Origin of the sequence: Neptuniibacter sp. SY11_33, from assembly GCF_047778025.1 — a bacterium.
In the GTDB taxonomy this organism is placed as follows: Bacteria; Pseudomonadota; Gammaproteobacteria; order Pseudomonadales; family Balneatricaceae; genus Neptuniibacter.
Genome location: NZ_CP180543.1, coordinates 1951763 through 1976474, shown reverse-complemented (window position 1 = coordinate 1976474; position 24712 = coordinate 1951763). Strand labels below are relative to the sequence as shown.

Sequence of the window (24712 nt, the reverse complement as noted above, 5' to 3'; positions counted from 1 at the left end):
TAACCAAGGCTAGGCGTTGTCCTAGCCTTGAGTACTCTCTGCTGTTTTAGGCGTTAGCATATCCTGCTTTTTTCGTCGTTGAACAAGTAAACCTTCCACACTAAATATTGCTAAAGCAATCCAGATCATTACAAACGTAATGAGTCGATTCTCATCCATGGGTTCGTTGTAATAAAACACAGCAATAAGAAAAGCGATGCTTGGCCCAATGTATTGGAGTAGGCCAACCATCGTAAGGCTTAATCTTCTTGCGCCTGCGGCAAATGCTATCAAAGGCAGGCTAGTGACCAGCCCAGCAGCGAGCAACAGCATTTGAATATCTGTAGAGCCATTTAGCAGTACAAAGTTGTTTTGTGAGCTAAGCCAAATCATATATACCAAGGCCATTGGAAACAGCCATAGTGTCTCAACTAATAGGCCTGTAACTGAGTCTATTGCGATCTTCTTTCTTAAAACACTATAGATAGAAAAACTGGTGGCTAACGTGAGTGCTACCCAAGGCAGTTCACCAATTAAAATGATTTGGTAAAGCACTGCAGCACCGGCAATGGCAACAGCAATTAACTGTAAGAAACGAAGTCTTTCTGAAAATATAAAGAATCCAAAAACTATATTTATCAATGGGTTAATAAAATAACCTAGTGTTGTTTCAACAATTCTTTGTTCGGAGACAGCCCATATAAATACTAGCCAATTAATAGAAATAACTAATGCTGACAGGCCGAGGCTGAGCAAAATTTTGGGGCTGTTTTTTAGAGTGGTAAGCTCACTGAGCTTGCCTTTGACAAAGAGGAAAAGGCCTAAAAACACAACAGACCAAACAACTCGATGTGCTAAGACTTCAAATGCAGGTACGTCATCAACTGCTTTAAAATAAACCGGTACAAGCCCCCACATAACAAAAGCGGCAATGGCATAATAAATACCTTTTTGGTGCTCATTGGCACTCAGATTTTGCATATCAAATTACTATTTTTGGATTTGGGTGTTAGTTAGGGAGCGATACGTCTCTAAATAGAAAACGTTGCTGAAAACTATCACTGGTTAAAGAGACTAATCGGGTTAGCAGGCTGATGAGTAGGATACTGAAAATCAACCTAGCCCATAGAATTCCAGAAAGGTCAGCCCCCATAGTCATGATGAGTAAGGTGTCTTCAATCAGGCTGTGGCACAAGCTAAGTAAGCAAAGTGCTGAAAAGCAGTCTTTAGGGCTAACATTGCCACTTTCTGCTTCACGGATAAGCAGACCGCCGCCAAACGATAAGCCTAGAGTAACGCCGACGATCGCAAGAGATGTGGCTTTGTTGCTGATACCCATAAACCTTAAAAAAGGCTGTAGAAGCCAGATCATTAAGCGTTCAATGTGAAGCCAACGAAGCAGTTTTAGAAGTGTTAGTAGCACTGTGACAATCACTACGATCATAGCGAGGCTTTGTAGCTGGGTGAGGGTCCAGTTAATTAAACTTGTATCAGTAGCTTCGGGTTGCCACAAAAGCTCGACAGGTGTGTTAAGCCAGCCTCCGGCAGAATAGGTCAGATTAAGTAAAGCGCCTAATACAAGTGCGCCGACAAAACGCAAAAGCAGGGCGAATATGAGACGCATACCTGCTTTCTGAGTGATGCGTAACTCTAGCGGTAGGCCATGAGCTACAAGAAGCATAGTGCCGAGCACCGTAACTTGAGCGACAGTTAGGTTCTCTTGAGGTGCAGCCTGAAAGAAAATTACTAAACCTGCATAGATATTGGTCAACATGGTGGTTGCCCAGACGATACCCATGGATTCGGGTAGACCAACAAACAGCATCAGTGGTTCTAACACAGCACTTATGTATGGAATCGCGCCAATCTCTTCCAAGATCTTAACTGCAATGATGATCGGTATAGTTAGCTTGAATAGAAGTAAGCAGACGGCATAGATCTCACGGCCAAGATCGGGCAATGTTTTGTTTAAAAGATCGTTTGTACTTACTGGCTTAATCATCATCGGAATGCTTCAGTGGATTGAATTAGCTATTTTAATTAAGCTTATGAAAATAAAATTAGAAAAATAATCTTATTAATTAATATAAATTTTGTTTTTACGAATATTTTCTAATTAAATTAAAAAAAATAGTTAATGAGTGGAATCTAATGGATTTTCAATTGGATCGTATTGATCGTCATATCCTTAAATGTCTACAAGTGGATAATCGCATAAGTAACCAAGCGCTAGCTGAGGAGGTGGGTTTGTCGCCACCTGCGTGTTTGCGACGGGTTAAGCAATTACGTGAGCAGGGCATTATTATGGCCGATGTGGCCATAGTGAACCCTAGGGCTTTAGGTAAGGTACTGAATATCATCGTAGAGGTTGAGATGATCCGAGACTCTATCGATGTCCATGACATGTTTATGCGCAAAATGCAGGACGCCATAGAGGTTACCCAGTGTTATCAGGTGACGGGCGATATCGATTTTGTATTGGTTATTATGGTGCCTGATATGGAAGCTTATGAGGCGTTTGCTCGTCGGGATTTAGCTAGTGACCCAAATCTTAGAAAATTCCGCTCGTTAATCTCATTGCGTAGAAATAAATTCACCACAGAAGTAGATGTTGATCATTTGTGATTGATAAGAGAAGAGGGGGTAACTAGAGTTTTTGAAGAGACAAAAAAGCCGGCTCGGGTAAGCCGGCAAAAGAAGCACGTTTGTCAGGGTATGTACAAACGTTATGGTGAAGATAGTGATGTGCCTTTTATCGAGGGTTGTATAGCTAAATAAAAGGCACCGGGTAAGAGATATTAAACAAGCAGGAATTAACTATCCTGTTTACCTTTAACCTCTTCATACCATAGATCGTGATGTTGTTTAGCCCAGGTTTCGTCAACGTAACCTGTCTTCATACCTTCTAGCGCACCTTCAGTACCTACAGTACCGATATAAATGTGACCAAAAGAACCAACAATCAGAATCAAAGAACCAGCAGCATGTAGTAAGTTGGCAATCTGCATAGTTTCACGAACTTGACCGAAGTTTTGGAAATCCAAAACCAAGCCACTACCGCAAACAACGATACCAACGATTGTTAGAAGCCAGAACCAAACCTTCTCACCGCCATTCATGTATCCAGCACTTGGGTGTGCATTACCAATAATGCCGCCACCTTTCAGGAACCAGATGATATCTGTACGGTTAAAGAAGTTATGTTTGATCCAGCGAACAATCATAAACAATAGGCCAATTACAAAGATCGGACCTAAGTAGTTATGCGCTAGCTTGCAAAGCATAATGTAGCTTGCCCACAACGAATCACCCATAGCTGCTCTTAAGAAGAATTTCCCATAAAGGATGCTCAAACCAGAGATCGCAAGGATGATAAACAGGATAGCCACAGTCCAATGGTTTGCTCGATCTAATCGTTTCCAGCGCTCAATAAGCTGACCAGAACGAGGGTGATCAAGTTTTTTCTGACCAACGAGAAGGTAGAAAATTGCTAGAACAGCAAGTGTGCCGCCAATAGCATAAGCACCTGCAGGTGTAACCCATTGGTTACGCCAGTGGCGCCATTCTTCACCTTTTACATTGATCAATTGACCTGCTTCTCGACCTTTATCTTGAGTGCGTCCTTCTTCAGCTTCCTTCACTACTTGCCAATAATCAGCGCCAGCAAAGCCGGCAACTTTGGCATCTGAAGGTACTGCTTGAGCAAAGCCTGAAAAAAGCAGCGCAATCAGCAAAACAATTCGAGATGGCAATATAAAGCGGAGCATAATGTCCCCTCTAGTCAATGTGCCGGGAGCAAGCTCCCGGCAACCTGTTGGGTTTATCAGACTTTCTGAGTTGCGTCGTAAGACAGATCTTCTTCTGTCATAGACCAAGCACCGTCGTTATGACCACGGTAGATCACACGCTCACGGAAGATGTCAGAAACGTCGTTGGCATCACCAGCAAGTAGGGCTTTTGTAGAGCACATCTCTGCACATAGTGGCAGTTTACCCTCAGCAATACGGTTAGCACCGTACTTAGCTTTCTCTTCAGGGCTGTTGTCCTCTTCTGGGCCACCTGCACAGAATGTACATTTGTCCATTTTGCCACGCTCGCCGAAAGCAGCGTCGCTAGGGAACTGTGGTGCACCAAATGGGCAAGCGTATAAGCAGTAACCACAACCAATACATAGGTCTTTGTTATGCAATACAATGCCGTCGTCTGTCTGATAGAAACAGTCAGTAGGGCAGACCGCCATACATGGAGCATCAGAACAATGCATACATGCTACGGAGATCGAAGTTTCACCCGGCTCACCATCGTTGATTGTTACAACGCGGCGACGGTTGATACCCCATTCCACTTCATTTGCGTTTTTACATGCTGTAACACAGCCGTTGCATTCGATACAACGCTTGGAGTCACAGAGGAATTTCATTCTAGCCATTGTCTGTTACTCCTTACGCAGTAGCTTTCTGAACGCGACACAAGGTAACCTTAGTTTCCTGCATCTGTGTAACTGGGTCATAACCGTAAGTGGTAGCAGTGTTAGCTGCTTCACCCACTACATAAGGTGCTGCACCTTCTGGGTACTTATCAGTTAGATCTTTACCCTGGAACTTACCACCGAAGTGGAACGGCATGAATGCAACGCCTTGTTCTACACGGCGTGTAACAAGTGCTTTAACAAGAACTTTACCGCCCTCAGCACCTTCTACCCATACATCTTCGCCATCTTTAAAGCCAAGAGTATTTGCATCGGCAGGGTGTACTTCAACGAACATGTCTTGTTGTAGCTCAGCAAGCCATGGGTTAGAACGAGTCTCTTCACCACCGCCTTCATACTCAACCAGACGACCGGAAGTAAGAATGATTGGGTACTCTTTAGAAAGATCTTTGTCCTGAATAGACTTGTACATAGTCGGTAGACGGTACATGGACTCAGAGTCATCCCAAGTTGGGTACTTGCTTACTAGGTCACGACGAGTTGTGTATAGCGGTTCACGGTGTAGAGGTACTTTGTCTGGGAATGTCCAAACAACAGCACGTGCCTTCGCGTTACCGAATGGAGAACAACCGTGAGCGATAGCAACACGCTGAATACCGCCAGAAAGGTCAGTCTTCCAGTTTTTGCCTTCGGCCAATTTTTTCTCTTCAGCAGTCAGGTCATCCCACCAGCCAAGCTTCTTAAGAAGTTTGTCAGTGAATTCTGGGTAACCATCCTTAATGTCAGAGCCTTTACCGAAAGAACCTTCAGCTAGTAGGTTAACGCCGTCACGTTCAACACCGAAGCGTGCACGGAAGGTCAAACCACCTTCAGCTACAGATTTGCTTGTATCGTAAAGAATTGGTGTACCTGGGTGACCCTGCTCTGCAGTACCCCAGCATGGCCATGGCATACCGTAGTATTCGCCATTTGCTGGACCGCCTTCGCCTGCAAGAGTGTCGTAGTTAAACGTGTGCCAGTTTTTCTGGTGTAGTTTAAGACGCTCAGGGCTTTGACCTGTGTAACCGATAGTCCACATACCTTTGTTGAATTCACGAGTGATGTCTTCAACTACAGGCTGGCCGTTTTGGATAGCAATGTTTTTGAACAGTTGCTTCTCGAAACCAAACTTCTTAGCGAACAAGTACATGATTTCGTGGTCAGGTTTAGACTCGAATAGAGGCTCGATAACCTGGTCACGCCACTGTAGAGAACGGTTAGAAGCTGTAACAGAACCGTAAGTTTCGAACTGAGTACATGCTGGGATTAGGTAAACGCCGTCTTTACGATCGGACATTACCGCAGCATGTGTTGGATACGGATCTACGATCACTAGCGTATCTAGTTTTTCGATCGCTTTCTTCATTTCAGGACCACGAGTCTGGGAGTTCACAGCGTGACCCCAAGCAACCATAACGCGAACGTTATCGTTTTGATCCATCAAGTTTTTGTCTTCTAGAACGCCGTCAATCCAACGGGAAACTGGAATGCCTTTGTTGTTAATAGGCTTCAGTTTACGATGAACTTTCTGGTCGAAGCGGCTTTGCATCCACTCGAAATCTACGTCCCATACTTTTGACCAGTGCTTCCAAGCACCGTCAGAAAGACCGTAGTAACCAGGTAGGGTGTGAGATAGTACGCCTAGGTCAGTAGCGCCCTGTACGTTATCGTGGCCACGGAAGATGTTAGTACCACCACCAGATGTACCCATGTTGCCTAGGGCAAGCATCAAGATGCAGTAAGCACGAGTATTGTTGTTACCCGTTGTATGCTGAGTACCACCCATACACCAGATAACAGTACCTGGACGGTTTTCAGCTAGCTCTTTAGCTGCGCGGCGCATTTGTGCTTCTTTAACACCAGTAACACTTTCAACTTCTTCTGGTGTCCAGTTTTTCACTTCTGCACGAACTTCGTCCATGCCGTATACGCGCTGTTGGATAAACTGCTTGTCTTCCCAACCGTTTTCGAAGATATGCCACAGTAGACCCCAGATAAATGCTACGTCAGAACCTGGGCGGATGCGGATGTATTCGTTTGCGTGAGCAGCAGTACGAGTGAAACGAGGGTCAACACAGATGATGTGCGCCTTGTTGCGCTCTTTAGCACGGAAGATGTGCTGTAGAGAAACAGGGTGAGCTTCAGCTGGGTTAGAACCAATTAGCAAAATAGATTTTGCGAAGTGGATATCGTTGAATGAGTTTGTCATCGCACCGTAACCCCAAGTGTTTGCTACACCGGCTACAGTTGTTGAGTGACAGATACGCGCTTGGTGGTCTACGTTGTTAGTACCCCACATTGCAGCGTATTTACGGAATAAGTAAGCTTGTTCGTTGCTGAATTTAGCCGAACCCAACCAGTAAACTGAATCTGGGCCAGATTCTTTACGAACCTGTAGCATTTTGTCGCCAACTTCGTTGATAGCGTCTTCCCAGGAAATTTTCTTCCATTTGCCATCAACAAGCTTCATTGGGTATTTCAAACGACGGTCGCCGTGACCGTGCTCACGTAGGGCAGCACCTTTAGCACAGTGTGCACCTGCGTTGAATGGGTGGTCGAATGCTGGCTCTTGACCAGTCCAAACACCATTTTGTACTTCAGCGTAAACACCGCAACCTACAGAACAGTGTGAACAGATAGTACGTTTTACTTCTGTAGGTGCGCCTGGAGCTACAGTCGCAGCTTCAGCTTGCTTCATCATGCCTGGTGCCATGATACCTGCAGTCGCAACACCACCTGCTGCTACACCTGAGTTCTTCAGGAAGCGACGGCGGCTCAAACCTAGACCGGTTGCCTTCGACGGAGCCGCAGGCTGATCGGATTTTTTCGTTAGTCTCATTTCCTCACCTCTTGCGGCTATCAGTTACGACAAGTTTCGTAAAAGTTACGAACGTGCTCAGTTTCTTTGTAACCGGAACCTTCCTGTTTCTCACCTGATTCAGCAGTAGTAACTTTTGCTTGCGCAGTGCCTGCTACGGCAACTGCACCAGCGGCAGTACCCGCTAATCCAAGTTTCTTCAAGAAGCCGCGGCGGCCTGTGTTAGGCTTTTCTTGCTGGCTCATTTTGTTTCTCCGCATCAACGTCGACAGATTTTGTCTGTCTTTGCCCTGTTTTTATTGTTTTCCGCCCTCACGTGCGGCAGGTGATAACTGCAGGTACCAGTTATCTTCCTGTTGCATAAACGCATGACCTAACAAGCCAACCGCAGTATAAAAAACGGCAGTTTTTGCGCTCTGCAAATCTGTAAAAAACTTTTCTGCCCAGGTTTGGATATGTTTCTGCCAAAACTGGTGTTGTACTTCATAACCACGACCTGTACGGATCAGCATGCTCATCACTTCGCATAGCGCCGCAATGTGGTCTTCTGGTTCTTTCACGTTTTCTTGGCGTTCAAAACCAAGAATTTCGAGATCTTCACGTAGGAAGGCTAGTGGCTTTTCCATTAGAGAGCCGGTTAGGTACCAGCACGCAAAAGGCATTAATTCGCCACGACCTACACCGATGAATAATTGGGTGTATTCATCTTCTAATTGGGATGGCTCTGAGTGTTTAGCTGCTAGAGCAAGGGTGCTCCAGGCGCGAGCCATAGGTGTGTCTTCATCCTGATCAGATTCAAGCTCTTTTAACCAAGCAAGTAGATCAGCTTCAGGTTGTTTACGAAGCATTGTTGCTAGTAGCGCGTAAATGTCTGCGCGAAGCTCATCTGTTTCTTGTAGAGCAGGGGCTGCATTGATCATGTTAGTCATATCCTGCTCCTTAAAGTTCTAGTTGTTTTTCAGGGTTAGCTGTCAGATCGGTGTAGATGTCATTTACACGACAGTCTTCACACATTTTTAATCGCTGAATGGCATCACCTTGGAAGAAACGATGAGAGCTCAGCTTCTCGATCATTTTGTCTACAGTGCGTTTAGGCGCAAATGGCTTACTGCAGGTGATGCATTCAAATGCTTCGTCTGTATGGATCTGAACAGGGATTGCACGTTCAGCTTTCAGATTTAACTGTGTAACAAGCTCAATTGCGTTTTCAGGACATGCGCTTTCACACATACCGCATTGAACGCAGCTTTGTTCACGGAAATTAAGGGCCGGCATTTCTCCGCCATCAGTCAGAGATTGGGTGGGACAGACGGCAACGCAAGACAGGCACAAAGTACAGCTCGTGCTGTTTACGTTGACCTGACCGAAAGGAGCGCCCGCCGGCAAGGCAATAGAATCTTGGTTTGCAGTTTCGCCATGCTCAGTCAAATGTTCTAGCGCAACGAATAGGGCTTCACGCTTATTTGTCTCGGTCACAACTGCAATAGTTGGGATGGTGCGGTAAGACGCCGAAGAAAGGACGTTAGACAATTCATCTTGAGTGATTAGTTGAATCTGCTCGGTTGAGTAGTCTAAGCCTTCAAGCATAGCGTGAGTTGTTTTTAACTCACGTTTAAGCAGATCGCGAACCATCTCAGGGACATTAGGCGTATCTAGTAGTAATACTTGCTGAGCGCCCGAGGCTAAACTGACTAACCAGCTTTCTTGTCCTGCAGCTGCTACTTCTTCTAAAGACACAGGTAAAACATTGTCAGAAAGGAGCTCTGGTTGGTTGGCAATGATTTCTGCGCCAACTTCATGATCATGGATCAGGATAGTAGGTGCTGTGCCGCCATTGTTCTGATATGTAGAGATCAGGCGGTGCAAATAATTATGTAGCATTACCGGTTGAGGTAATGCGTAAGAGATCGCACCAGTAGGGCAGGCTGTGGCACAACCACCAGCACCATGGCACATATGTGGGTTGATCTCGATTAAATCTTTAAAAGAGGTAATCGCATCTGCAGGGCACACATCTAAGCAGCGTGTGCAGCCTGTTTGACCGCGATTGCTGTGTGCGCAGATGTCATTATTAATTTGGAAATAACGAGGCTTTTCAAACTCACCGATGTAGTTCGGTAACTCTTCAATGACGTCAGAAAATTTGCTGCTCTCAGGTGAAACGTGGAAATAACCTGCAGGCGTGAGGTCGGTTGTGAATAAAGACTCTTGGCCTAGATTTAAAATCAGATCAAAGCAGTTTTTATTCTGAGCGATTTTAGCGAAATTTTCGTTATTGCCCTGATGATCGATTGTGACTTGGAATTGACCTAGGAAGCCTTTTATCTGGCTAAGCTTCGCTGTGTGAACTTTAAGTTCAGGCGCAGCGTCAATTGCACGTTGTAGATGATCAGTATCAGTATTACTAATTGGATCGGTCGCAAGAAGAGTAATGCTTGCCATGCCGGACAGTTGTGGTGCAGCTAAACGAATAGTGTCCTCAGCACCTGTAATTAATAGGTGACCGTAGGTGCTGTAAGTTACTGTCGCAGGCGCTAGGTTCTGCGGAAAAGATACTTGTTTTATCGCCAAATCACGTGCTTTGGCGTTTACACTCTGCTCTGTCGTCATTCTCTACCTCACTGACTGAAATAGGGTGCATTCTGTCGATGCTTTACTCTCTATTTCAGGGGCGACTCAAACGTTTAGGTTTTTCGTCACAATTTGTTGTTTATATAAAGCAATTGGAGAACCAGTTTTTGGCTGCATAAATTCTCCTAAAGCGCATTTAAGTCGGTCGTTTTTGTGTTTCTTAAGTCAAGATGGGACAAAGTGTCTCTATGGGTCGGAAGGGCTTGAGTCATTCCGACTCTTTGTCCTAAGTCGCTGAAAAAATTAGCATTCAAGATCGGCATCGCCTAAGTCATCAGAATCGTCTAAGTCACTAAAGTTGTGGCTTTCGACCTTGGTCGTATCACTGGTGCTCTCTGGATGTTCATCGGTCTCGCCGTTGACTCCTTCTTTAAACCCTTCTTCAGCTTCCTCGATTTTTTCATCTGCCCAGCTTCGAAGTTTAGAAACAACTTCTTGGGTGAGTGCGGGCATTTTGCTGAAATCATCATCGTAATCATTTAGGCCATCACGAATATTGAATTCAGGTAGTCTGAATAGCTTTCTAAGGGCTAGATTTCGGAGTTCTTCGGATACGCCTGGCGAAAAAAACTGCTCGAAATTGGAATCGTTATCAAGCGATTCAATATCAGGCATATCCTCATCGGTTAGAGGTGCTTCTTCGACATCAATAGCTTCTTCTGAAAGGGGGGCTTCTGTTTCTTCTGTTTGCTGCTCGGTTTTGCGTTGCGACCAGCGAGAAAAAAATGATTGGTTATCGCTCACTGCTACGTCCTTTGCCTTTTTTCTTCTTTTTGCCGCAATCGATTAGTTCACCATGTATGCCTAGGTAGGTATCTATCCAGCATTGAACGGCCTGCGGCATAGCAACTTCTAGCATCTTATGTTCGCCATCCATAAAGGAAGCAGCGTCGTCTTGGCTGGCCGTTATGTGGATTGGCGTTAACAAGTTGTCCATCTCATCTTCATTACATAAGACAAAGAGATGAGGTTGCTGCGAATCTAAGTTGAAGCGATAAGCTGTTCGTTCATCTTTGTGTAGATCTAAATCAAGATGGAAGAAGTTGGGCTTATCGTCTTGATGAGGCTCAATGGCATCTATCTGCCAGCGTTCTGTATCCCAGCCGTTAACTTCAATACTTTCAACTGAAAGAGAAACTTGGAGTGGCCAGTTATCTGTTGTTTTGGTTGCAGACATCTTTTGTCTTCCGTCGTAGGAAAAATCTCCTTCGGAGGTCTGCAAACTACGGGCCATCTCTTAATTTGGTGGCGGTTGGGCGTGAATTGGTGTGCTTTTAGTCATTAGAAGCCCAGGTGCTATGACAATTATTCCCATGTTTTTTAAAAAGTGGGACAAATTGTCCCGGTGTTGTATCTGTATGGCATGTTGGTAACAGAGTTAAATGTATTAATTGGTAGAAAATATAAGGTTATCGCAAGGTAGGAACGTAAATTGCTACACACAACACAAAGTTACGAAGAAGATGACGTGACGCTGTATTAATAGAGTTGGAATATGCAAAACGTGTCAGAAATCATAATAAGTAATGCATCTGCGCAGCTTACACATGAAGTAGAGGCGATCGACGAGCAAGGGAATGTTAGACAGGTTCAAATTGCCTGTGAACGCCCATTGACGATTTATCTAAATAAAAGAGAGATTGTTACCTTAATGACATTGGGAGGTGATCCTGAGTCGTTAGTTCTTGGTTATCTTCGAAATCAGGGCTTTATACAATCTCTGTCTGACCTTAAAGCAATACAGGTGGACTGGGATGTGGAGGCGGCCGCTGTTGTAACTCATGGCGAACCTGAAGGTTTAGAAGAAAAGCTTCAGCAGCGCACAGTGACCAGTGGTTGTGGTCAAGGCACGATGTTTGGCAGCGTAATGGAGAAGCTTGAAGAGGTTAGATTGCCCGAAGTAACGATTAGGCAAAGTACTGTTTATGCGCTTTTAGACAACCTTAATAAGCATAACGACACCTATAAGAACGCGGGTGCAGTTCATGGGTGTGCTATCTGTGAAGGTGATCAAGTAGTTTCCTTTATCGAAGATGTGGGGCGTCACAATGCGGTCGATACACTTGCAGGACGTATGTGGCTTCAGGGAATTGATACTGATAATAAGATTTTCTATACAACGGGGCGCTTAACATCTGAAATGGTGATTAAAGTTGCGCAGATGGGTATTCCTGTATTGCTATCTCGCTCTGGTGTAACCCAGATGGGTTTAGAGCTAGCACGAGAACTGGGTATCACTATGTTGGCACGAGCCAAGGGTAAACATTTTTTGCAGTTTAGTGGTAATGCCTCACTGATTAGAGACGTGCAGCTACCGGCTAAGCAAACTTCCGTTAAGCAAGCTAGAGTGGAGGCATAAAATGAGTGATATGTCTCAAGCGTTTATGAATGTTAAGCAGTTGGCTGATTATCTTCATCTGAACGAGAAGAAAGTTTATGCAATGGCTGCGGATGGTGAAATCCCTGCAACTAAGCTCACTGGTAAATGGTTGTTTCCCAAGTCACTGGTTGATCGCTGGTTATTGGAAAGTTGTCATAGTGGCATGATGGCTGATCGATTGTTGTTATCAGGTAGTGATGATCCTCTATTGCAGGCTGCTGCGAATAGATTGACACAACATTTAAGAACTAAGGCGTTATTTAGTTATACGGTAACGGGTACAAAGCTTGGTTTGGAATTGCTCGCTCAAGGGCATGCGGATGCTTGTGCTATTCATTGGGGTCGGGCTGAAGAGAGTGATGTCCGCCACCCTGCGTTGTTACAGCAATTCTCGCAATCTAAGCATTGGATTCTGGTGCACCTGTTTAATCGTAGCCAAGGTTTGATCGTTCGCCCGATGGATCTAGAGCGCTTGCAGGATCCTAATGAGGCGCTGGATTACAGTACCCGCTGGGTCACACGTCAAGAAGGCGCAGGGTCGCAGCGCTTTTTGAATGAATGGCTAGCTGGCCATGCTTTTCCGCAGGATCAGCTTACTGTAGGGAGTGTTGCATTCTCAGAAAGAGAGGTTGCATCTTTAATCGCTAAAGGCGAGGCGGACATAGGTCCGGGTACTTTGAGTGCGGCAAGAGAGTTTGGGCTTGGCTTTATCCCAGTATGCGATGAAAGTTTTGATCTGGTCGTGCCGCGCAATGTGTATTTCCGGAACTTGCTTCAGAATCTATTCGAATTCCTGCAGAGTCCCGAAGGGCTTTCCTTGGCTCAGCGTCTCCAGGGGTACGATCTAAGTCGTTGTGGTCGACTAATTTGGAGTTCAGATCCAGGCTAAGCCTTCATTGCTCTTCTATTGGTTCTTTCTGCAGCTGCAAGGCCATCCAAAATGCCTTCTACACCGCCATCTCCCGTAGGGTTGGCGGTTTTTAGTAGATGGACTTTGAACATAGTTCCTAGTTCTTCTTCCGAGCGCACGGTAATGTCGCCACCATGGCGGCGGATAATGCCGTAGCTAACAGACAAGCCTAATCCGGTACCGCTTTTCTTTGTTGTAAAGAAAGGATCAAAAATACGTTCTAGATGCTCTTCAGATATACCTTTACCCTGATCGATGACGCTAATTGTGGCGCCTTTGATCTCATCGTCTTCAACCCAATCATCAGTTTGAATGTTGATCACCCCTGGGCCTTCCAAAGCATGTGAGGCGTTGAGGATTAGATTTACAAGAACCTGCTGTACTTGTTGGCAGTTAACTTCAACAGGGCAGGTTGCGTGGTAAGTACGTTCAACAGCGACTTGTTGTTTTTCGAGTGCGTGAGAAACCAGTTGGAGGGTGTCGTCACTGATGCTGTTTAGTTGTAAGTGTTCGTATTGTTCTAAGTACTGACCCGGTCGGCTGTACTGCAGTAGGTTATTGATCAAGGATCTGATTCGATATACCTGCTCAATGACCATATCTACTTCATCCTGAGCGGGTTTTACATCATCACCTAGCTCGGCAACTAATAAATCCATATTGCCAAGGATTACTGCTGCCGGGTTGTTAATTTCATGGGCAATACCAGCAGTAAGTTCACCTAAAACGGCCAACTTTTCTTTATCAAGAAGCTGCTTGCGGGTGCTTTTGACAAGTTTGATATGTTGTTTGAGCGCATCTGTACGGTTTTTTAAGGAGCGCGTTCTTTTCTCAACCGTGATCTCTAGCTGGTCATTGGCTTGTCTGATCTGTTTCTCTCGCTCTTCAATTAGATCAAGCATGACATCGAACTGTTCCGCGAGCTCAACTAATTCATCGGCGGCTTCAATTTTACCGATACGATGGTCAGTTTCTCCATTTCGAATATCCGATACCACTTTATGGATTTTATTTAGTGGGCGGATGATTAATTGGGTTTTCTTGAAAACAAGAACTGCGGATACCAGCATGATCAGAGCGATAAGGGAGGCTGATTCGATCAGTGTCTTGTAATAGATCTTGGTGAAAGGCGCCTCTGTGAAACCGGCATAGATCATACCGATTTTCCTGTTATTGAAATCAAGTAAAGGCTTATAAGCAGAGATGTACCAGTCGTTTACTACAAAGGCTCTGTTTATCCAAGTATCGCCTTTACGTAGGACTTCCTTTCTAACTTCAGCAGAAACGCGTGTTCCGATTGCGCGTTGTTTAAGTGTTAGCGGTGCTGAGGTTATAAATGATTCTCTTTCTTGAGGAACGTTAGTGCTAATTCGTACATCATCAAGGAACAGGGTAACGGTACCAATACCCCCTTCGGGTAGAGTGCCTTCGCCGTAGACAAGATCGCGAATTGTATCTACAGCATCGGTGGTATTGTTAAGAATGGTGCCTGAGTCCAATACACCAATTAACTGCCCGAAATCATCTGTGATTGGTACGAGTGCACGGAGTACCATTGAACGGTCTTCAACGGTTCTGTTGCTTGGGATGGCGCGTGGGGTGTCAATTAAATTGATGTGCCCTTTATCACCAAGCCCCATGTTGATTTGATTAAGTTCGTCTTTATGTATTACAGCTAATCCAGTTAAACTTTCTTTTAATAACAAGCGATTAGATAAGTTTTGTAATGAAGGTTCTTGGGTTGAGTTTAGCTCTTGTGCATCGATAAATCTCAAGAAGTCTAAGGAGCGACTTTGGCGGATTTCGTGAAGTTGGCCTTGTAGTGCATGGCTGTTATTTTGCTGAAGATTGGTTCTGAATTCGTAGCTGTTACCAAGTTGCATCAAAATGTTTTGATGCTCTTGTTGCATGAAGCTCAGCGTGCCACTTGCAACAGAAAGGTCGGCACTAACCTTCATATAAAGTTGGCGGTCGGTATAGCTGGTCGTCCAATAGGCCGCCATGATGGCAAAGCCTATTGCAGTTAGCAGCAATGGTAGAAGAGTTAGTAATAGAAGTTTGTGTCGTAAGGTGCTGCTGAAATTATACCAACTGGGTTTCATGCAGAGATCTCATTAGCCGTTTCGTCTTGTTGTGCCCAAGCGGCCAATTTTCGATCTAGGGTTTTTCTGGATACACCAAGTTCCCGTGCAGTAGAGGACTTATTGCCAGAATGTTGCTCTAAGGTTAGTAGTATGTGGTGCTTCTCAACCTCATCTAATGACCAGCCTGCAAAGCTGCCACAAGCTTTAGGTTCGCTATTGTCTTGCTCTTTAAAGTAATCGGCAGGGAGCTTGCCTAATAAGATGCAGCGTTCAATTAGGTTTTTTAGTTCACGAATATTGCCTGACCAGTTATAGGACTGCATGGCTTTAAGGTCATCGTGGGTATAGGGAATAGGCGATAGGCCAAGTTCGCGAGAGAGCTTCACTGAAAAATGGTGGATCAAATCTGGAAGATCTTCACGTCGATCACGTAGCGGAGGTAAAGTGATGCTGAGCACGTTCAGTCGGTAATAGAGATCTTCTCGGAAACGATTCTCCGCTACTTCTTCTTTTAGCTGGCGGTTAGTAGCTGCAATGATACGTACATCAACGCTTGTCTCTTGCTCGCTACCTACAGGTCTAACGGCTTTTTGTTCTAGAGCACGAAGAAGTTTTGCCTGCATAAGCAGAGGGATTTCACCAACTTCATCAAGGAAGAGGGTGCCGCCGCTAGCAAAATTGAATAAACCTTCACGGGCTTTGTTTGCTCCTGTGAAAGCACCTTTGGTGTGTCCAAAAAGTTCAGCTTCTAATAGATCGGGAGCAATTGCACCACAGTTAACCGGTACAAACGGGCCGCTTCGATTGCTAAGTTGATGAAGCATGCGTGCGGCCAGCTCTTTACCTGTACCCGTTTCACCTTCAATCAATACAGCTGAGGGCGTGTTAGCAACACGATGAATGACATCCAATACCTGTTTAATTGCTGGTCCTGTGCCAATCATATCGGTCATAGGGAAAGCGTTATCAACTTCACGTCGTAATACGAAATTGGCTCTTTCCATAGCACGTTTGTCGAGACATCGATCAACAGCATTCATCATCTGTTCAAGGCGGAACGGTTTGAGAATAAAATCAGAAGCGCCGGCTCTGAGTGCCTGAATGGCAGTATCCAGATCAGCGTAGGCGGTCATGAAGATAATATCGCTACTGCGGTTGGTATCTTCGAAGGCTTCATGCCATTCCATGCCGGATCGTCCCGGTAGCTTTATATCCACGATCAAGAGATCAAAGTGGCAGCGTTTTCTAAGCTCTTCAGCTTCTTCTACGCTTCCTGCCGTTTCTACTAAGGCGAATCGCTTAGCGAGAGCTTTCTGTAAGAAACTTCTCATGCCAACTTCGTCGTCAACAACCAATACTGATACTGCGGGAGCTTGCGTGCCTTGCAGAGGTGAATTCATTTCAACTCAAATCTCTAAAAATGACCGTTATGGTAATGCTTGGGAATAGAATCCAATTTTATTGGACAATTTGTCCCAGTCAATATTTTGTGAGGACATTATGACTCATAAAGGGTGAAAGAGTGATAAGACTATTGTTTCATTTTTTCGCAATAGGGTTCAGGATTGCTGAATTTATGATCAAAATACTCATTTAATAGAAGGGCTTATTCACATTAAGTCTAAAAGATTTATATGATCCCGCAATTGGCATTCATATTGCTCTTATGAGGGTGTGAGTAGCAATGACCCCTTACACAGGCTGTGTAGGGTGCTAGCTCTAGACAATTATAATGATTGAATAAGGAATATAGAGATGAAAAAGTGGATCGCGGCAGCCCTCTCCACAACGATTATGGCAGCAACCTCAGTTACAGCTGTTGCTGAAGAGCAGATTATCCGTTTAGCAACGACAACAAGTACTTATAACTCTGGTTTGTTGGATAAGTTATTGCCTGTATTTGAAAAACAACATGACGCTAAAGTTCAGGTAATCGCCGTAGGTACAGGTAAGGCATTGCGAATGGGTGCAGCAGGTGATGTGGATGTGGTCATGACCCACGCACCTAAGGCTGAGAAAAAATTTGTAGATGGTGGTTTTGGTGTAAGCCCTAAGAGTGTTATGTACAACGATTTTGTTATTGTTGGCCCGGCAGCTGATCCAGCAAAAATCAAAGATTCTAGTGATGTAGCTGAGGCTTTGGCTGCTATTGCGAAAGTTGATGCTGATTTCATCTCACGTGGTGATGATTCAGGTACCCACAAGAAAGAGCTTTCCTTATGGGCGGCAACTTCTCAAGGCAAAGAGTTTGCTAACTATAAAGAAGTAGGCCAGGGCATGGGCAAAGTGCTTCAGATAGCTGATGAGCTGAATGGCTATACCATGACAGACCGTGGTACATGGTTGGCTTATGAAGATCGTCTACAGTTGAAGCTTTTGGTTCAAGGTGACAAGCGTTTATTCAACCCGTACCAGATCATTCAGGTTAACCCAAAGCTACACAATGGTTTGAATGTAACAGGTGCGGAACAGCTTTCTAACTGGTTCGTATCTTCTGAAGGTCAGACAATGATTAATGATTTTCGTATTAAAGGTAAAGCACTGTTCCATGGTTCTGCACAAGCAGAAGTAGCGACTAAGTAAACAATTATTTAGTATGTCGCCTGTGAATGCTAACTGTTTGCTTTCACAGGCTCTTTTTCCTGATGTAGTAATAAATAATGCAAGATAATCTGTTAGATACATCGATGTTAGCTCTGCAGTTGTTGTTTAGTTTTGATGCAGATCTTTGGAATATTATTGGCGTATCTTTTCGAGTTTCAATTACAGCAATCGCTATTGCCACTGTGCCCGCCATTTTAGTGGGTTTTTTATTGGCGATGTGTGATTTCAAAGGGCGTTCACTCGTTATTGCTCTTTTCAATGCGCTAATGGCAGTGCCTACAGTGGTTGTAGGTCTGACTTTATATCTTATGCTGTCCCGTAGTGGTCCTTTTGGAGATCTTCATCTTTTATTCACCCAGCCTGCCATGATTATTGGTCAAGTCATGCTGGCATTTCCGCTTCTAGTTTGTATGAGCCACTCTGCTTTTCAGGCGGTGGATAGAAGGGCTTGGGAAACAGCACGTACATTAGGTGCAGGTTACACTTTTTCTATTATCACGATAATGCGCGAAGCGAGATTTGCTTTGCTTGCCGTGGTGGTTGCAGGTTTCGGCAGAATTATCTCAGAAGTTGGCTGTTCGATGATGGTCGGTGGCAACATCATGGGTTATACGCGAAACATTCCGACAGCGATTGCGCTGGAGACGAGTAAAGGGATGTTTGCTCAGGGCGTGGCACTTGGTTTGGTTTTATTGGTGCTGGCACTGTTTTTGAATTTCACCTTGGCGTCAGTACGAGGTAAAGGTCAGGCTGTTTAGCGGCTTGATTGTGAGGGTGTTATGAGTATCGAATTAAATGCTAGCAATCTGGTAAAACGTTTTGATCAACGAGAGCTATTTAATATTCGTAAATTGACGTTGAAAGAAGGCGAGAGTTTTCACCTGAGTGGTGATAATGGCGCCGGTAAAACAACGCTGATGAAAATATTGGCAGGCTTAGATAAGCCTTGTGAAGGCTCAGTTACGGTCACACCAAATAAGCGAAGTTTTCTGAATACTAAATTGCACCCCAAGGTCGTTTATTTACATCAAACCCCGTACATTTTTGCTGGCACAGTGGAAGATAATATTGCTTATGGTTTACGTCTTAGAGGTGAATCTAGGCTAAAGATTAAAACACTCGTAGATAAAGGATTGGCTTGGTCTCGCTTACAGCCTTTGGCTGAACAGCAGGCGCATTCTTTGTCAGGTGGTGAAAAGCAACGTTTAGCGCTAGCTCGGGCGTGGGTTTTAAACCCAGGCTTGCTATTTCTGGATGAGCCAACAGCGAATCTGGATCGAAAATCGGTAGAAACCGTTGCTGAATTAGTTAAAGAAATGCTTGATGGCGGTACGGCCGTAATGGTTTCGAGTCATCAAAGTAATTGCGTGACAGAACTTTGTCAGCGCAACTTATTGTTAGAAAATGGTTCTATAAAAGAAACAGCTCAATTAAATGAGGCTCATCAATATGCATAATCCTGATCAAGTAACCGCCGTTATTCTTGCTGGTGGTATGGCTCGTCGAATGGGGGGCGTGGATAAAGGCTGGATGGAGCTAAATGGTAAGCCATTAATTAAGCATGTTTTAGATGTTATTCAGCCGCAAGTTGCGCGCTGCATGATCAATGCAAATCGTAGTATGGATGCTTATGGTACTTTGGGGTTGCCGGTTATTTCAGACCTTGAAGGTGATTTTCAAGGGCCGTTAATGGGCATAGCAACCGGTCTTCATCATGCGGCTACTGATTGGGTATTGTTTGCGCCTTGTGATGGGCCGTTTCTACCTCCAGTCTTAGTTCGTCGCATGTTGCTTCAAGCCCGTGAGCAAAAGGCAGAAATCGCTGTGGCGACTGATGGCAAGCGTATGCAGCCGGTAGTTGCTTTGATTCATCGCGACCTACTAAAAAGTGTCCAGAAAGCGTTAGCTTCTGGCGAGCGTAAGATTGATCGTTGGTATGCGCAGCATAACTACACAGAAGTTGATTTCTCTGATTTTCCTGAAGCTTTCACCAATGTTAACCGTCGCGATGATCTCGATGATCTTCAACAGATGCCAAAACTACTTGGCTTTGCTGCTTGGAGTGGTACAGGTAAAACAACATTATTGAAAAAGCTAATCCCAGCTCTAAAAGAAGATGGTATTCGTGTTGGTGTCATCAAGCACGCCCACCACAAATTCGATGTTGATCACCCTGGCAAAGATAGTTACGAGCTTAGAAAAGCAGGTGCTGATCAGATGTTGATTAGCTCTGGTAAACGTTGGGCGTTAATGGTTGAGCAGGATCAAGGCGACCGTCCATCTTTAAATCATATGTTAAGCCGAATGGATCATTCTTTATTGGACTTAGTATTGGTCGAAGGCTTTAAGCAGGAGTCTTTCCCGAAGATCGAGTTGCATCGCAAAGAGATCAATAAAGGCTTAATGTATCTTGAGGATGAGAACATCATTGCAGTGGCTTCGGATGAGCCATTAGAATTGCATCGAGAGCTACCCTTGTTCAATATTAATGACACAGACGAAATTCTGCGTTTTATTAAAGAGTACATCAGCTAGGTAATTGATTGATGAGCGAAGTGTTAAGTTGTTTTGATCCGGCCGCTAATCCGGGTGGTATGTTGCCTGTTGCTGAAAGTATTCAGACCATACTCAATCAAATTGATGTTCAAAGCAGTACTGAAATTCTAGCTGTCTCCGAAGCGGTAGATCGCATTTTGGCGGTAGATTTAGTTTCAGGTATTAATGTTCCGCAACAACGAAACTCAGCGATGGATGGTTATGCTGTTGCGGCTGATAGTTTATCTGGTGAGCCCTTAGAGGTTATCGGTCGTGTGTTTGCTGGTGAAGCCTTCTTGGGCAAAGTAGGCGCTGATCAAGCAGTAGAAATTATGACGGGTGCGCCCGTACCTGAGGGTGCTGATAGCGTCATCATCAAAGAAGCCTGTACTCGTGAGGGTGATCGATTAACTTTCGTTGGGCAGGTCAAACAAGGACAAAATGTCCGAGAGGCGGGTGAGGATATCTCTGAAGGGGAGACTGCTCTTAAGGCGGGTTGTCTTTTACGTCCTCAAGAGTTGGGATTAATCGCTTCGCTAGGTCATACCGAAGTGACAGTCTATCGATCTTTAAAGGTCGCAATTTTCTCTACAGGTGATGAAGTTACGGCCCAAGGGCAGCCTCTGCCCGAAAACTGCATTTACGATACAAATCGCTTTTCTCTTACTGGGCTTTTACAGCGTTTAGGCTGCGAGGTGATCGACTATGGCATCATCGAAGATTCTCAGAAGGTAATGGAAGAAACTTTGCGTAAGGCATCGAAAGAAGCCGATATGGTGATCTCTTCTGGTGGTGTATCTATGGGGCAAGCCGACTTTATTAAAGATGCGTTGGCTGCTGTAGGTGAAATTAATTTCTGGCGCATAGCGATGCGACCAGGTCGTCCGCTGGCTTTTGGCAAGCTAGGAAATACCCCATTTTTCGGACTGCCTGGTAACCCTGTTGCAGTGATGGTGACTTTTACTCAGTTTGTTCAGCCTGCACTGCGTAAAATGGCGGGCGAGTTAAATTGGCAACCAAGACGTATGGCTGCAATTGCTGAGACTTCTCTTCGTTCTAGACCGGGTAGGACTGATTATAGTCGCGGTGTTTATTCAATTAATGAAAATGGCGAATTAGTCGTTAGGTCCACAGGTAGCCAAGGCTCTGGCATTTTAACATCTATGGTTTCTGCAAATTGTTTAATCGAGATAGTTGATGAATTTGCAAGTATCGAGGTAGGGCAAAAGGTCATTATTCAGCCATTCTCGGATCTTGTTTAAAGATTATTCGATTTTAAAAAAAGGGCTGATTAAAGCCCTTTTTTATTACCTAAATTTGTCATATCGCTTTCATTGTTTAGTCACAAAAATAAGGTTTCATTAACGTAGTTGATAAGCCCATAACGGGTAGTTAGTAATGAATTAGGACTGATAGATGAGTAGCAAACTTCGATTGGCTAATTTGCCATTAGAGCAGGATGAAATGGAAGAAGACTATATGGATGGTCAATACGCTGATCATCAGCGTAGGAAAGTAGCAAAAGGAAAACGCAAGAAGCAGAGCGCTGATAATTATATGGAACAGCGTTCATTAAAGCGTGATTTCGATATGAATATGCCGAATTTCTAAGTAGTTTGCATAAAAAAGGAGCTTATTTAAGCTCCTTTTTTTATTGAGTTCGGTCTATAGGGCTAACGCTTTTTCTTTGCGGAAGACTTGCGGCCAATAACTTGGGTACGCGTTGCTTTGTTGTGCTTCTTCTTAGGGCTCTTCTTGTGAATGCGTTTTCTTAATCCTTCACGGCTACCCACCTCGTAACCTTTACGGAAAATACGCTTGATAGGTGTGCCAATAAGGCGCTCAATGCTATCTAATGCACTTTCTTCCTCTCGGCTGACAAAAGATATTGCCTTACCTTGAGTTCCTGCACGGCCGGTACGGCCTACACGGTGCACATAGTCTTCGGCCAGGTAAGGAAGATTGTAATTTACAACGTGTTCTAGTCCTTGAATATCCAATCCACGCGCTGCAACTTCGGTTGCAACGAGTACTTGGATTTTACCCGCTTTAAAGTCTGCAACAGCACGACGGCGAGCGCCTTGGCTTTTATCACCATGACAAATCACCGCCTCAATGCCATCGACTTTTAGGTCAAGCATTAACTCGTTAGCTTGGGCTTTTGTGCTGGTGAATACTAATACTTGGAACCAGTTTTCTTCCTGTATAAGTTCTGCAAAAAGATCGGCTTTACGCTTTTCTTCTACTGGGTAAACGACATGGTCGACTGTATCGGCAATAGAGTTCTGTCTGGCTGCTTTGATCTGTTCAGGCTTCTTCTGAATCTTCCTAGAAAGCTTGTGTACGGCCTCTGATAAGGTGGCAGAGAAGAGCAGAGTTTGCTTTGAAGAAGGTGTTGCTTCCAAGATGGTTAGTACATCGGTAACAAAGCCCATATCGAGCATGCGGTCGGCTTCATCAAGTACGGCAAATTCAGTTTTGCTTAGGTCAACATTGCTTCCACTCAAGTGTTCAATCAAGCGGCCTGGTGTTGCAATAAGAATGTCTGCGCCATGACGTAGTTTCTTCTTCTGAGTATCAAGGTTTACGCCGCCATAAACAGCCAACACGCGAAGATTTAGGTGTTTATTATAACGGCCAATCGTTTCAGCTAGTTGTTGTGCAAGTTCTCGTGTTGGCGTCAAAATAATCGAGCGAATCTGACGCTCCGTTAATTCACGCGGGTTATCAGAGATCTTCTGCAGAATAGGGATAGAAAAGGCAGCGGTCTTGCCTGTACCCGTTTGGGCATTAGCAAGCAGATCCTTGCCGCGGCGGCCAGGCACAATTGCTTGTTCTTGAATTGGGGTCATGTCTGTATAGCCACATTCATCCAGAGCTTGTTGTAACTCAGGTGATAGGTCTAGCGATGAAAATTTCATATTGCCCCTCAAGAGACTCGCAAAAAGCGGCAATTATAAAGCAATTTAGTCTAATTAGTCATAGTCGTGTGATTCAGATCATACTATGTTAAATACTAAAGTAGGCAAACGCTTGTTTGATGAATTATAGTAGACTCATAAACAAGGTAGAGCCTATAACTTATTGAATAGAGAAGAGAAATGACGTTAGCGGATAGTAAGAAACTGACAGTAATCTTCCGTATCGAGCCGGGATGTTTAGGACCTGAAGGTTTGAGCCATGTCGATAAATTTTGTGTTAAAGCTGGTTTAAAGTTACAAAGCACAGCGCCGGCTTACATTACATGGCAGGTAGAGCCACGTCACGATAAGACACTACCTGAAATCGATTACGCCATTTTGGGTAGGGCGCTTAGCCGTGATCATGCAAAACGTTATTTAAGTCACTTTAACTTAGAAATTGATAAGTTTGAGATGACAGCTTTTGATGAACTGCCTGAGATTATTGATCAATATTTTGGTCGCTAACGCCTAAGTTAGTCATTCACTACTCTTTCATATCTGCTTGCTATACTTAAGCTCACTAGGGCTAGCCATTAAAGAGTTTAGGTATATGCATGCGCTTTTGTCTTTTTCTTATTGCTTGTCTTCTGTTGCCTAATTCCAGTTTTGCAGAGAAACAGGTTATCCATATCGCAGCCATAGATTGGTGTCCGCAGATTTGCCCTGAAGCTGATAAGCCGGGCTACATTATCGATCTGGTGAAGCAGATTTACAGTAATACACAATATGAACTCGATATTCGAATCTACCCTTGGAGTCGAGCTTTATCTATGACTCAGCAGGGGCGAGTTCATGCTGTTCTATCTCCAGCTAAGCCTGAAGCGCCCGATCTTCTTTACCCGATAAATGAAGTGGGTACACAGCGCATGTGCTTTTTTACCGATAGAGAAAAGCAGTGGCAGTACGAGAATGTTCATAGCTTGAAGAACAGGCAGTTTGGCTTATCTACAGATACATCAATTGAAGAGTTAAATGATTATGCGTTACTTCATCCTGAGCAGTTTCAATACCTTCCATATAATGAGCGCCATATAGTCCAGCAAGCTAAAAAAGTGCTGCGTAATCGGATTCACGCTTTTCTTTTTACCTATAACAGTACTGTATATACGTTAAAAAATGCGGGTAAATGGGATAGATTTAAAAGTGCAGGTTGCGTGCAAGAAGCAAAAATCTATATGGCATTTTCACCGCAAATTAATATGCAAGATGATATTAAGAAAATGATGGAAGTCTTCGATGATAAAATGGCCATCCTAAAGCGGGGTGATGGTATTTTTCAGGTGATGAGTCATTATGGTTTAGATGATTGGAGAGCTAAATAGGGATACTGCCAATGTTGA

At 44.3% G+C, this 24712-nt stretch carries 24 protein-coding genes; 11 read left to right on the top strand and 13 right to left on the bottom strand.

Annotated features, from left to right (window positions below):
* Positions 1 to 21: 21 nt before the first annotated feature.
* On the bottom strand, positions 22 to 960 hold the full coding sequence (gene rarD, locus ACMXYV_RS09395; protein WP_415888242.1) for an EamA family transporter RarD: 939 nt from the start codon (positions 958 to 960) through the stop codon (positions 22 to 24).
* 28 nt (positions 961 to 988) lie between these two features.
* Positions 989 to 1984 carry a hypothetical protein gene (locus ACMXYV_RS09390; RefSeq protein ID WP_415888241.1) on the bottom strand — a complete coding sequence of 332 codons (996 nt, stop codon included), beginning with the start codon at positions 1982 to 1984 and terminating at the stop codon, positions 989 to 991.
* A gap of 146 nt (positions 1985 to 2130) precedes the next feature.
* Between ACMXYV_RS09390 and ACMXYV_RS09385 the strand changes: the two genes are divergently transcribed.
* Positions 2131 to 2604 carry an Lrp/AsnC family transcriptional regulator gene (locus ACMXYV_RS09385; RefSeq protein WP_415888240.1) on the top strand — a complete coding sequence of 158 codons (474 nt, stop codon included), beginning with the start codon at positions 2131 to 2133 and terminating at the stop codon, positions 2602 to 2604.
* A gap of 188 nt (positions 2605 to 2792) precedes the next feature.
* Here ACMXYV_RS09385 and ACMXYV_RS09380 read toward each other — a convergent pair whose 3' ends face one another.
* The 8 genes from ACMXYV_RS09380 to ACMXYV_RS09345 all read right to left on the bottom strand — a co-directional run bounded on the left by ACMXYV_RS09380 (position 2793) and on the right by ACMXYV_RS09345 (position 11073).
* Complete coding sequence (locus ACMXYV_RS09380) at positions 2793 to 3746, bottom strand: formate dehydrogenase subunit gamma (RefSeq protein WP_415888239.1); 954 nt, start codon at positions 3744 to 3746, stop codon at positions 2793 to 2795.
* Between the two features lie 56 nt (positions 3747 to 3802).
* The gene (gene fdh3B / locus ACMXYV_RS09375; RefSeq protein ID WP_415881339.1) at positions 3803 to 4408 is read right to left on the bottom strand and encodes a formate dehydrogenase FDH3 subunit beta; all 606 of its coding nucleotides are present in this window, start codon (positions 4406 to 4408) and stop codon (positions 3803 to 3805) included.
* A 13-nt stretch (positions 4409 to 4421) separates the two neighbouring features.
* Positions 4422 to 7286, bottom strand: a complete 2865-nt coding sequence (locus tag ACMXYV_RS09370; RefSeq protein WP_415888238.1) for a molybdopterin-dependent oxidoreductase — start codon at positions 7284 to 7286, stop codon at positions 4422 to 4424.
* Between the two features lie 20 nt (positions 7287 to 7306).
* Entirely contained in the window at positions 7307 to 7510 is a 204-nt protein-coding gene (locus ACMXYV_RS09365; protein WP_415881337.1) for a hypothetical protein, read from the bottom strand.
* 51 nt (positions 7511 to 7561) lie between these two features.
* Positions 7562 to 8194 carry a TorD/DmsD family molecular chaperone gene (locus tag ACMXYV_RS09360; protein ID WP_415881336.1) on the bottom strand — a complete coding sequence of 211 codons (633 nt, stop codon included), beginning with the start codon at positions 8192 to 8194 and terminating at the stop codon, positions 7562 to 7564.
* A 10-nt stretch (positions 8195 to 8204) separates the two neighbouring features.
* Positions 8205 to 9875 (bottom strand): 4Fe-4S binding protein, encoded by a 1671-nt coding sequence (locus tag ACMXYV_RS09355; RefSeq protein ID WP_415888237.1) that lies wholly within the window; start codon positions 9873 to 9875, stop codon positions 8205 to 8207.
* Positions 9876 to 10139: 264 nt separating this feature from the next.
* Positions 10140 to 10640, bottom strand: a complete 501-nt coding sequence (locus ACMXYV_RS09350) for a DUF3306 domain-containing protein (protein ID WP_415888236.1) — start codon at positions 10638 to 10640, stop codon at positions 10140 to 10142.
* Positions 10630 to 11073, bottom strand: coding sequence for a DUF3305 domain-containing protein (locus ACMXYV_RS09345; RefSeq protein WP_415888235.1), 444 nt, complete (start codon positions 11071 to 11073; stop codon positions 10630 to 10632). Before ACMXYV_RS09345 ends, ACMXYV_RS09350 begins: the two co-directional genes overlap by 11 nt.
* Positions 11074 to 11400: 327 nt before the next feature.
* Here ACMXYV_RS09345 and fdhD point away from each other — a divergent pair, with 327 nt between their 5' ends.
* Together fdhD and ACMXYV_RS09335 are read left to right on the top strand one after the other, a co-directional pair.
* Complete coding sequence (gene fdhD / locus ACMXYV_RS09340; protein ID WP_415888234.1) at positions 11401 to 12255, top strand: formate dehydrogenase accessory sulfurtransferase FdhD; 855 nt, start codon at positions 11401 to 11403, stop codon at positions 12253 to 12255.
* Between the two features lies 1 nt (position 12256).
* Entirely contained in the window at positions 12257 to 13165 is a 909-nt protein-coding gene (locus ACMXYV_RS09335; protein ID WP_415888233.1) for a substrate-binding domain-containing protein, read from the top strand.
* On the opposite strand, the gene ACMXYV_RS09330 is transcribed toward ACMXYV_RS09335, so the two are convergent.
* On the bottom strand, positions 13162 to 15189 hold the full coding sequence (locus ACMXYV_RS09330) for a cache domain-containing protein (RefSeq protein WP_415888232.1): 2028 nt from the start codon (positions 15187 to 15189) through the stop codon (positions 13162 to 13164). The genes ACMXYV_RS09335 and ACMXYV_RS09330 overlap by 4 nt on opposite strands.
* Positions 15190 to 15284: 95 nt before the next feature.
* Positions 15285 to 16670, bottom strand: coding sequence for a sigma-54-dependent transcriptional regulator (locus ACMXYV_RS09325; RefSeq protein WP_415888231.1), 1386 nt, complete (start codon positions 16668 to 16670; stop codon positions 15285 to 15287).
* 355 nt (positions 16671 to 17025) lie between these two features.
* Between ACMXYV_RS09325 and ACMXYV_RS09320 the strand changes: the two genes are divergently transcribed.
* The 6 genes from ACMXYV_RS09320 to ACMXYV_RS09295 all read left to right on the top strand — a co-directional run bounded on the left by ACMXYV_RS09320 (position 17026) and on the right by ACMXYV_RS09295 (position 22020).
* Entirely contained in the window at positions 17026 to 17853 is an 828-nt protein-coding gene (locus ACMXYV_RS09320; protein ID WP_415888230.1) for a substrate-binding domain-containing protein, read from the top strand.
* Positions 17854 to 17930: 77 nt separating this feature from the next.
* Complete coding sequence (locus ACMXYV_RS09315) at positions 17931 to 18632, top strand: ABC transporter permease (RefSeq protein WP_415888229.1); 702 nt, start codon at positions 17931 to 17933, stop codon at positions 18630 to 18632.
* A gap of 21 nt (positions 18633 to 18653) precedes the next feature.
* Positions 18654 to 19331 (top strand): energy-coupling factor ABC transporter ATP-binding protein, encoded by a 678-nt coding sequence (locus tag ACMXYV_RS09310; protein ID WP_415888228.1) that lies wholly within the window; start codon positions 18654 to 18656, stop codon positions 19329 to 19331.
* Entirely contained in the window at positions 19324 to 20409 is a 1086-nt protein-coding gene (gene mobA / locus ACMXYV_RS09305; RefSeq protein WP_415888227.1) for a molybdenum cofactor guanylyltransferase MobA, read from the top strand. The genes ACMXYV_RS09310 and mobA overlap by 8 nt, the downstream gene beginning before the upstream one ends.
* An 11-nt stretch (positions 20410 to 20420) precedes the next feature.
* Entirely contained in the window at positions 20421 to 21671 is a 1251-nt protein-coding gene (locus tag ACMXYV_RS09300) for a bifunctional molybdopterin-guanine dinucleotide biosynthesis adaptor protein MobB/molybdopterin molybdotransferase MoeA (protein WP_415888226.1), read from the top strand.
* Between the two features lie 154 nt (positions 21672 to 21825).
* Positions 21826 to 22020 (top strand): hypothetical protein, encoded by a 195-nt coding sequence (locus tag ACMXYV_RS09295; protein ID WP_415888225.1) that lies wholly within the window; start codon positions 21826 to 21828, stop codon positions 22018 to 22020.
* 62 nt (positions 22021 to 22082) lie between these two features.
* On the opposite strand, the gene ACMXYV_RS09290 is transcribed toward ACMXYV_RS09295, so the two are convergent.
* Positions 22083 to 23330: a DEAD/DEAH box helicase gene (locus ACMXYV_RS09290; protein ID WP_415888224.1), complete on the bottom strand. Its 1248-nt coding sequence runs from the start codon at positions 23328 to 23330 to the stop codon at positions 22083 to 22085.
* A 180-nt stretch (positions 23331 to 23510) separates the two neighbouring features.
* Between ACMXYV_RS09290 and ACMXYV_RS09285 the strand changes: the two genes are divergently transcribed.
* Both ACMXYV_RS09285 and ACMXYV_RS09280 read left to right on the top strand, forming a co-directional pair.
* A complete protein-coding gene (locus ACMXYV_RS09285; RefSeq protein WP_415888223.1) occupies positions 23511 to 23837 on the top strand; it encodes a hypothetical protein in 327 nt (108 codons plus the stop codon).
* Positions 23838 to 23926: 89 nt separating this feature from the next.
* Positions 23927 to 24694, top strand: a complete 768-nt coding sequence (locus ACMXYV_RS09280) for a hypothetical protein (RefSeq protein WP_415888222.1) — start codon at positions 23927 to 23929, stop codon at positions 24692 to 24694.
* The last annotated feature ends 18 nt before the right edge of the window (positions 24695 to 24712 follow it).

Coding starts and splice junctions, on each gene's coding strand:
- rarD (WP_415888242.1), bottom strand. CDS start 960: ATGCAAAATCTGAGTGCCAATGAGCACCAAAAAGGTATTTATTATGCC.
- ACMXYV_RS09390 (WP_415888241.1), bottom strand. CDS start 1,984: ATGATGATTAAGCCAGTAAGTACAAACGATCTTTTAAACAAAACATTG.
- ACMXYV_RS09385 (WP_415888240.1), top strand. CDS start 2,131: ATGGATTTTCAATTGGATCGTATTGATCGTCATATCCTTAAATGTCTA.
- ACMXYV_RS09380 (WP_415888239.1), bottom strand. CDS start 3,746: ATGCTCCGCTTTATATTGCCATCTCGAATTGTTTTGCTGATTGCGCTG.
- fdh3B (WP_415881339.1), bottom strand. CDS start 4,408: ATGGCTAGAATGAAATTCCTCTGTGACTCCAAGCGTTGTATCGAATGC.
- ACMXYV_RS09370 (WP_415888238.1), bottom strand. CDS start 7,286: ATGAGACTAACGAAAAAATCCGATCAGCCTGCGGCTCCGTCGAAGGCA.
- ACMXYV_RS09365 (WP_415881337.1), bottom strand. CDS start 7,510: ATGAGCCAGCAAGAAAAGCCTAACACAGGCCGCCGCGGCTTCTTGAAG.
- ACMXYV_RS09360 (WP_415881336.1), bottom strand. CDS start 8,194: ATGACTAACATGATCAATGCAGCCCCTGCTCTACAAGAAACAGATGAG.
- ACMXYV_RS09355 (WP_415888237.1), bottom strand. CDS start 9,875: ATGACGACAGAGCAGAGTGTAAACGCCAAAGCACGTGATTTGGCGATA.
- ACMXYV_RS09345 (WP_415888235.1), bottom strand. CDS start 11,073: ATGTCTGCAACCAAAACAACAGATAACTGGCCACTCCAAGTTTCTCTT.
- ACMXYV_RS09335 (WP_415888233.1), top strand. CDS start 12,257: ATGAGTGATATGTCTCAAGCGTTTATGAATGTTAAGCAGTTGGCTGAT.
- ACMXYV_RS09330 (WP_415888232.1), bottom strand. CDS start 15,189: ATGGCGGCCTATTGGACGACCAGCTATACCGACCGCCAACTTTATATG.
- ACMXYV_RS09325 (WP_415888231.1), bottom strand. CDS start 16,670: ATGAATTCACCTCTGCAAGGCACGCAAGCTCCCGCAGTATCAGTATTG.
- ACMXYV_RS09320 (WP_415888230.1), top strand. CDS start 17,026: ATGAAAAAGTGGATCGCGGCAGCCCTCTCCACAACGATTATGGCAGCA.
- ACMXYV_RS09315 (WP_415888229.1), top strand. CDS start 17,931: ATGCAAGATAATCTGTTAGATACATCGATGTTAGCTCTGCAGTTGTTG.
- ACMXYV_RS09310 (WP_415888228.1), top strand. CDS start 18,654: ATGAGTATCGAATTAAATGCTAGCAATCTGGTAAAACGTTTTGATCAA.
- mobA (WP_415888227.1), top strand. CDS start 19,324: ATGCATAATCCTGATCAAGTAACCGCCGTTATTCTTGCTGGTGGTATG.
- ACMXYV_RS09300 (WP_415888226.1), top strand. CDS start 20,421: ATGAGCGAAGTGTTAAGTTGTTTTGATCCGGCCGCTAATCCGGGTGGT.
- ACMXYV_RS09295 (WP_415888225.1), top strand. CDS start 21,826: ATGAGTAGCAAACTTCGATTGGCTAATTTGCCATTAGAGCAGGATGAA.
- ACMXYV_RS09290 (WP_415888224.1), bottom strand. CDS start 23,330: ATGAAATTTTCATCGCTAGACCTATCACCTGAGTTACAACAAGCTCTG.
- ACMXYV_RS09285 (WP_415888223.1), top strand. CDS start 23,511: ATGACGTTAGCGGATAGTAAGAAACTGACAGTAATCTTCCGTATCGAG.
- ACMXYV_RS09280 (WP_415888222.1), top strand. CDS start 23,927: ATGCGCTTTTGTCTTTTTCTTATTGCTTGTCTTCTGTTGCCTAATTCC.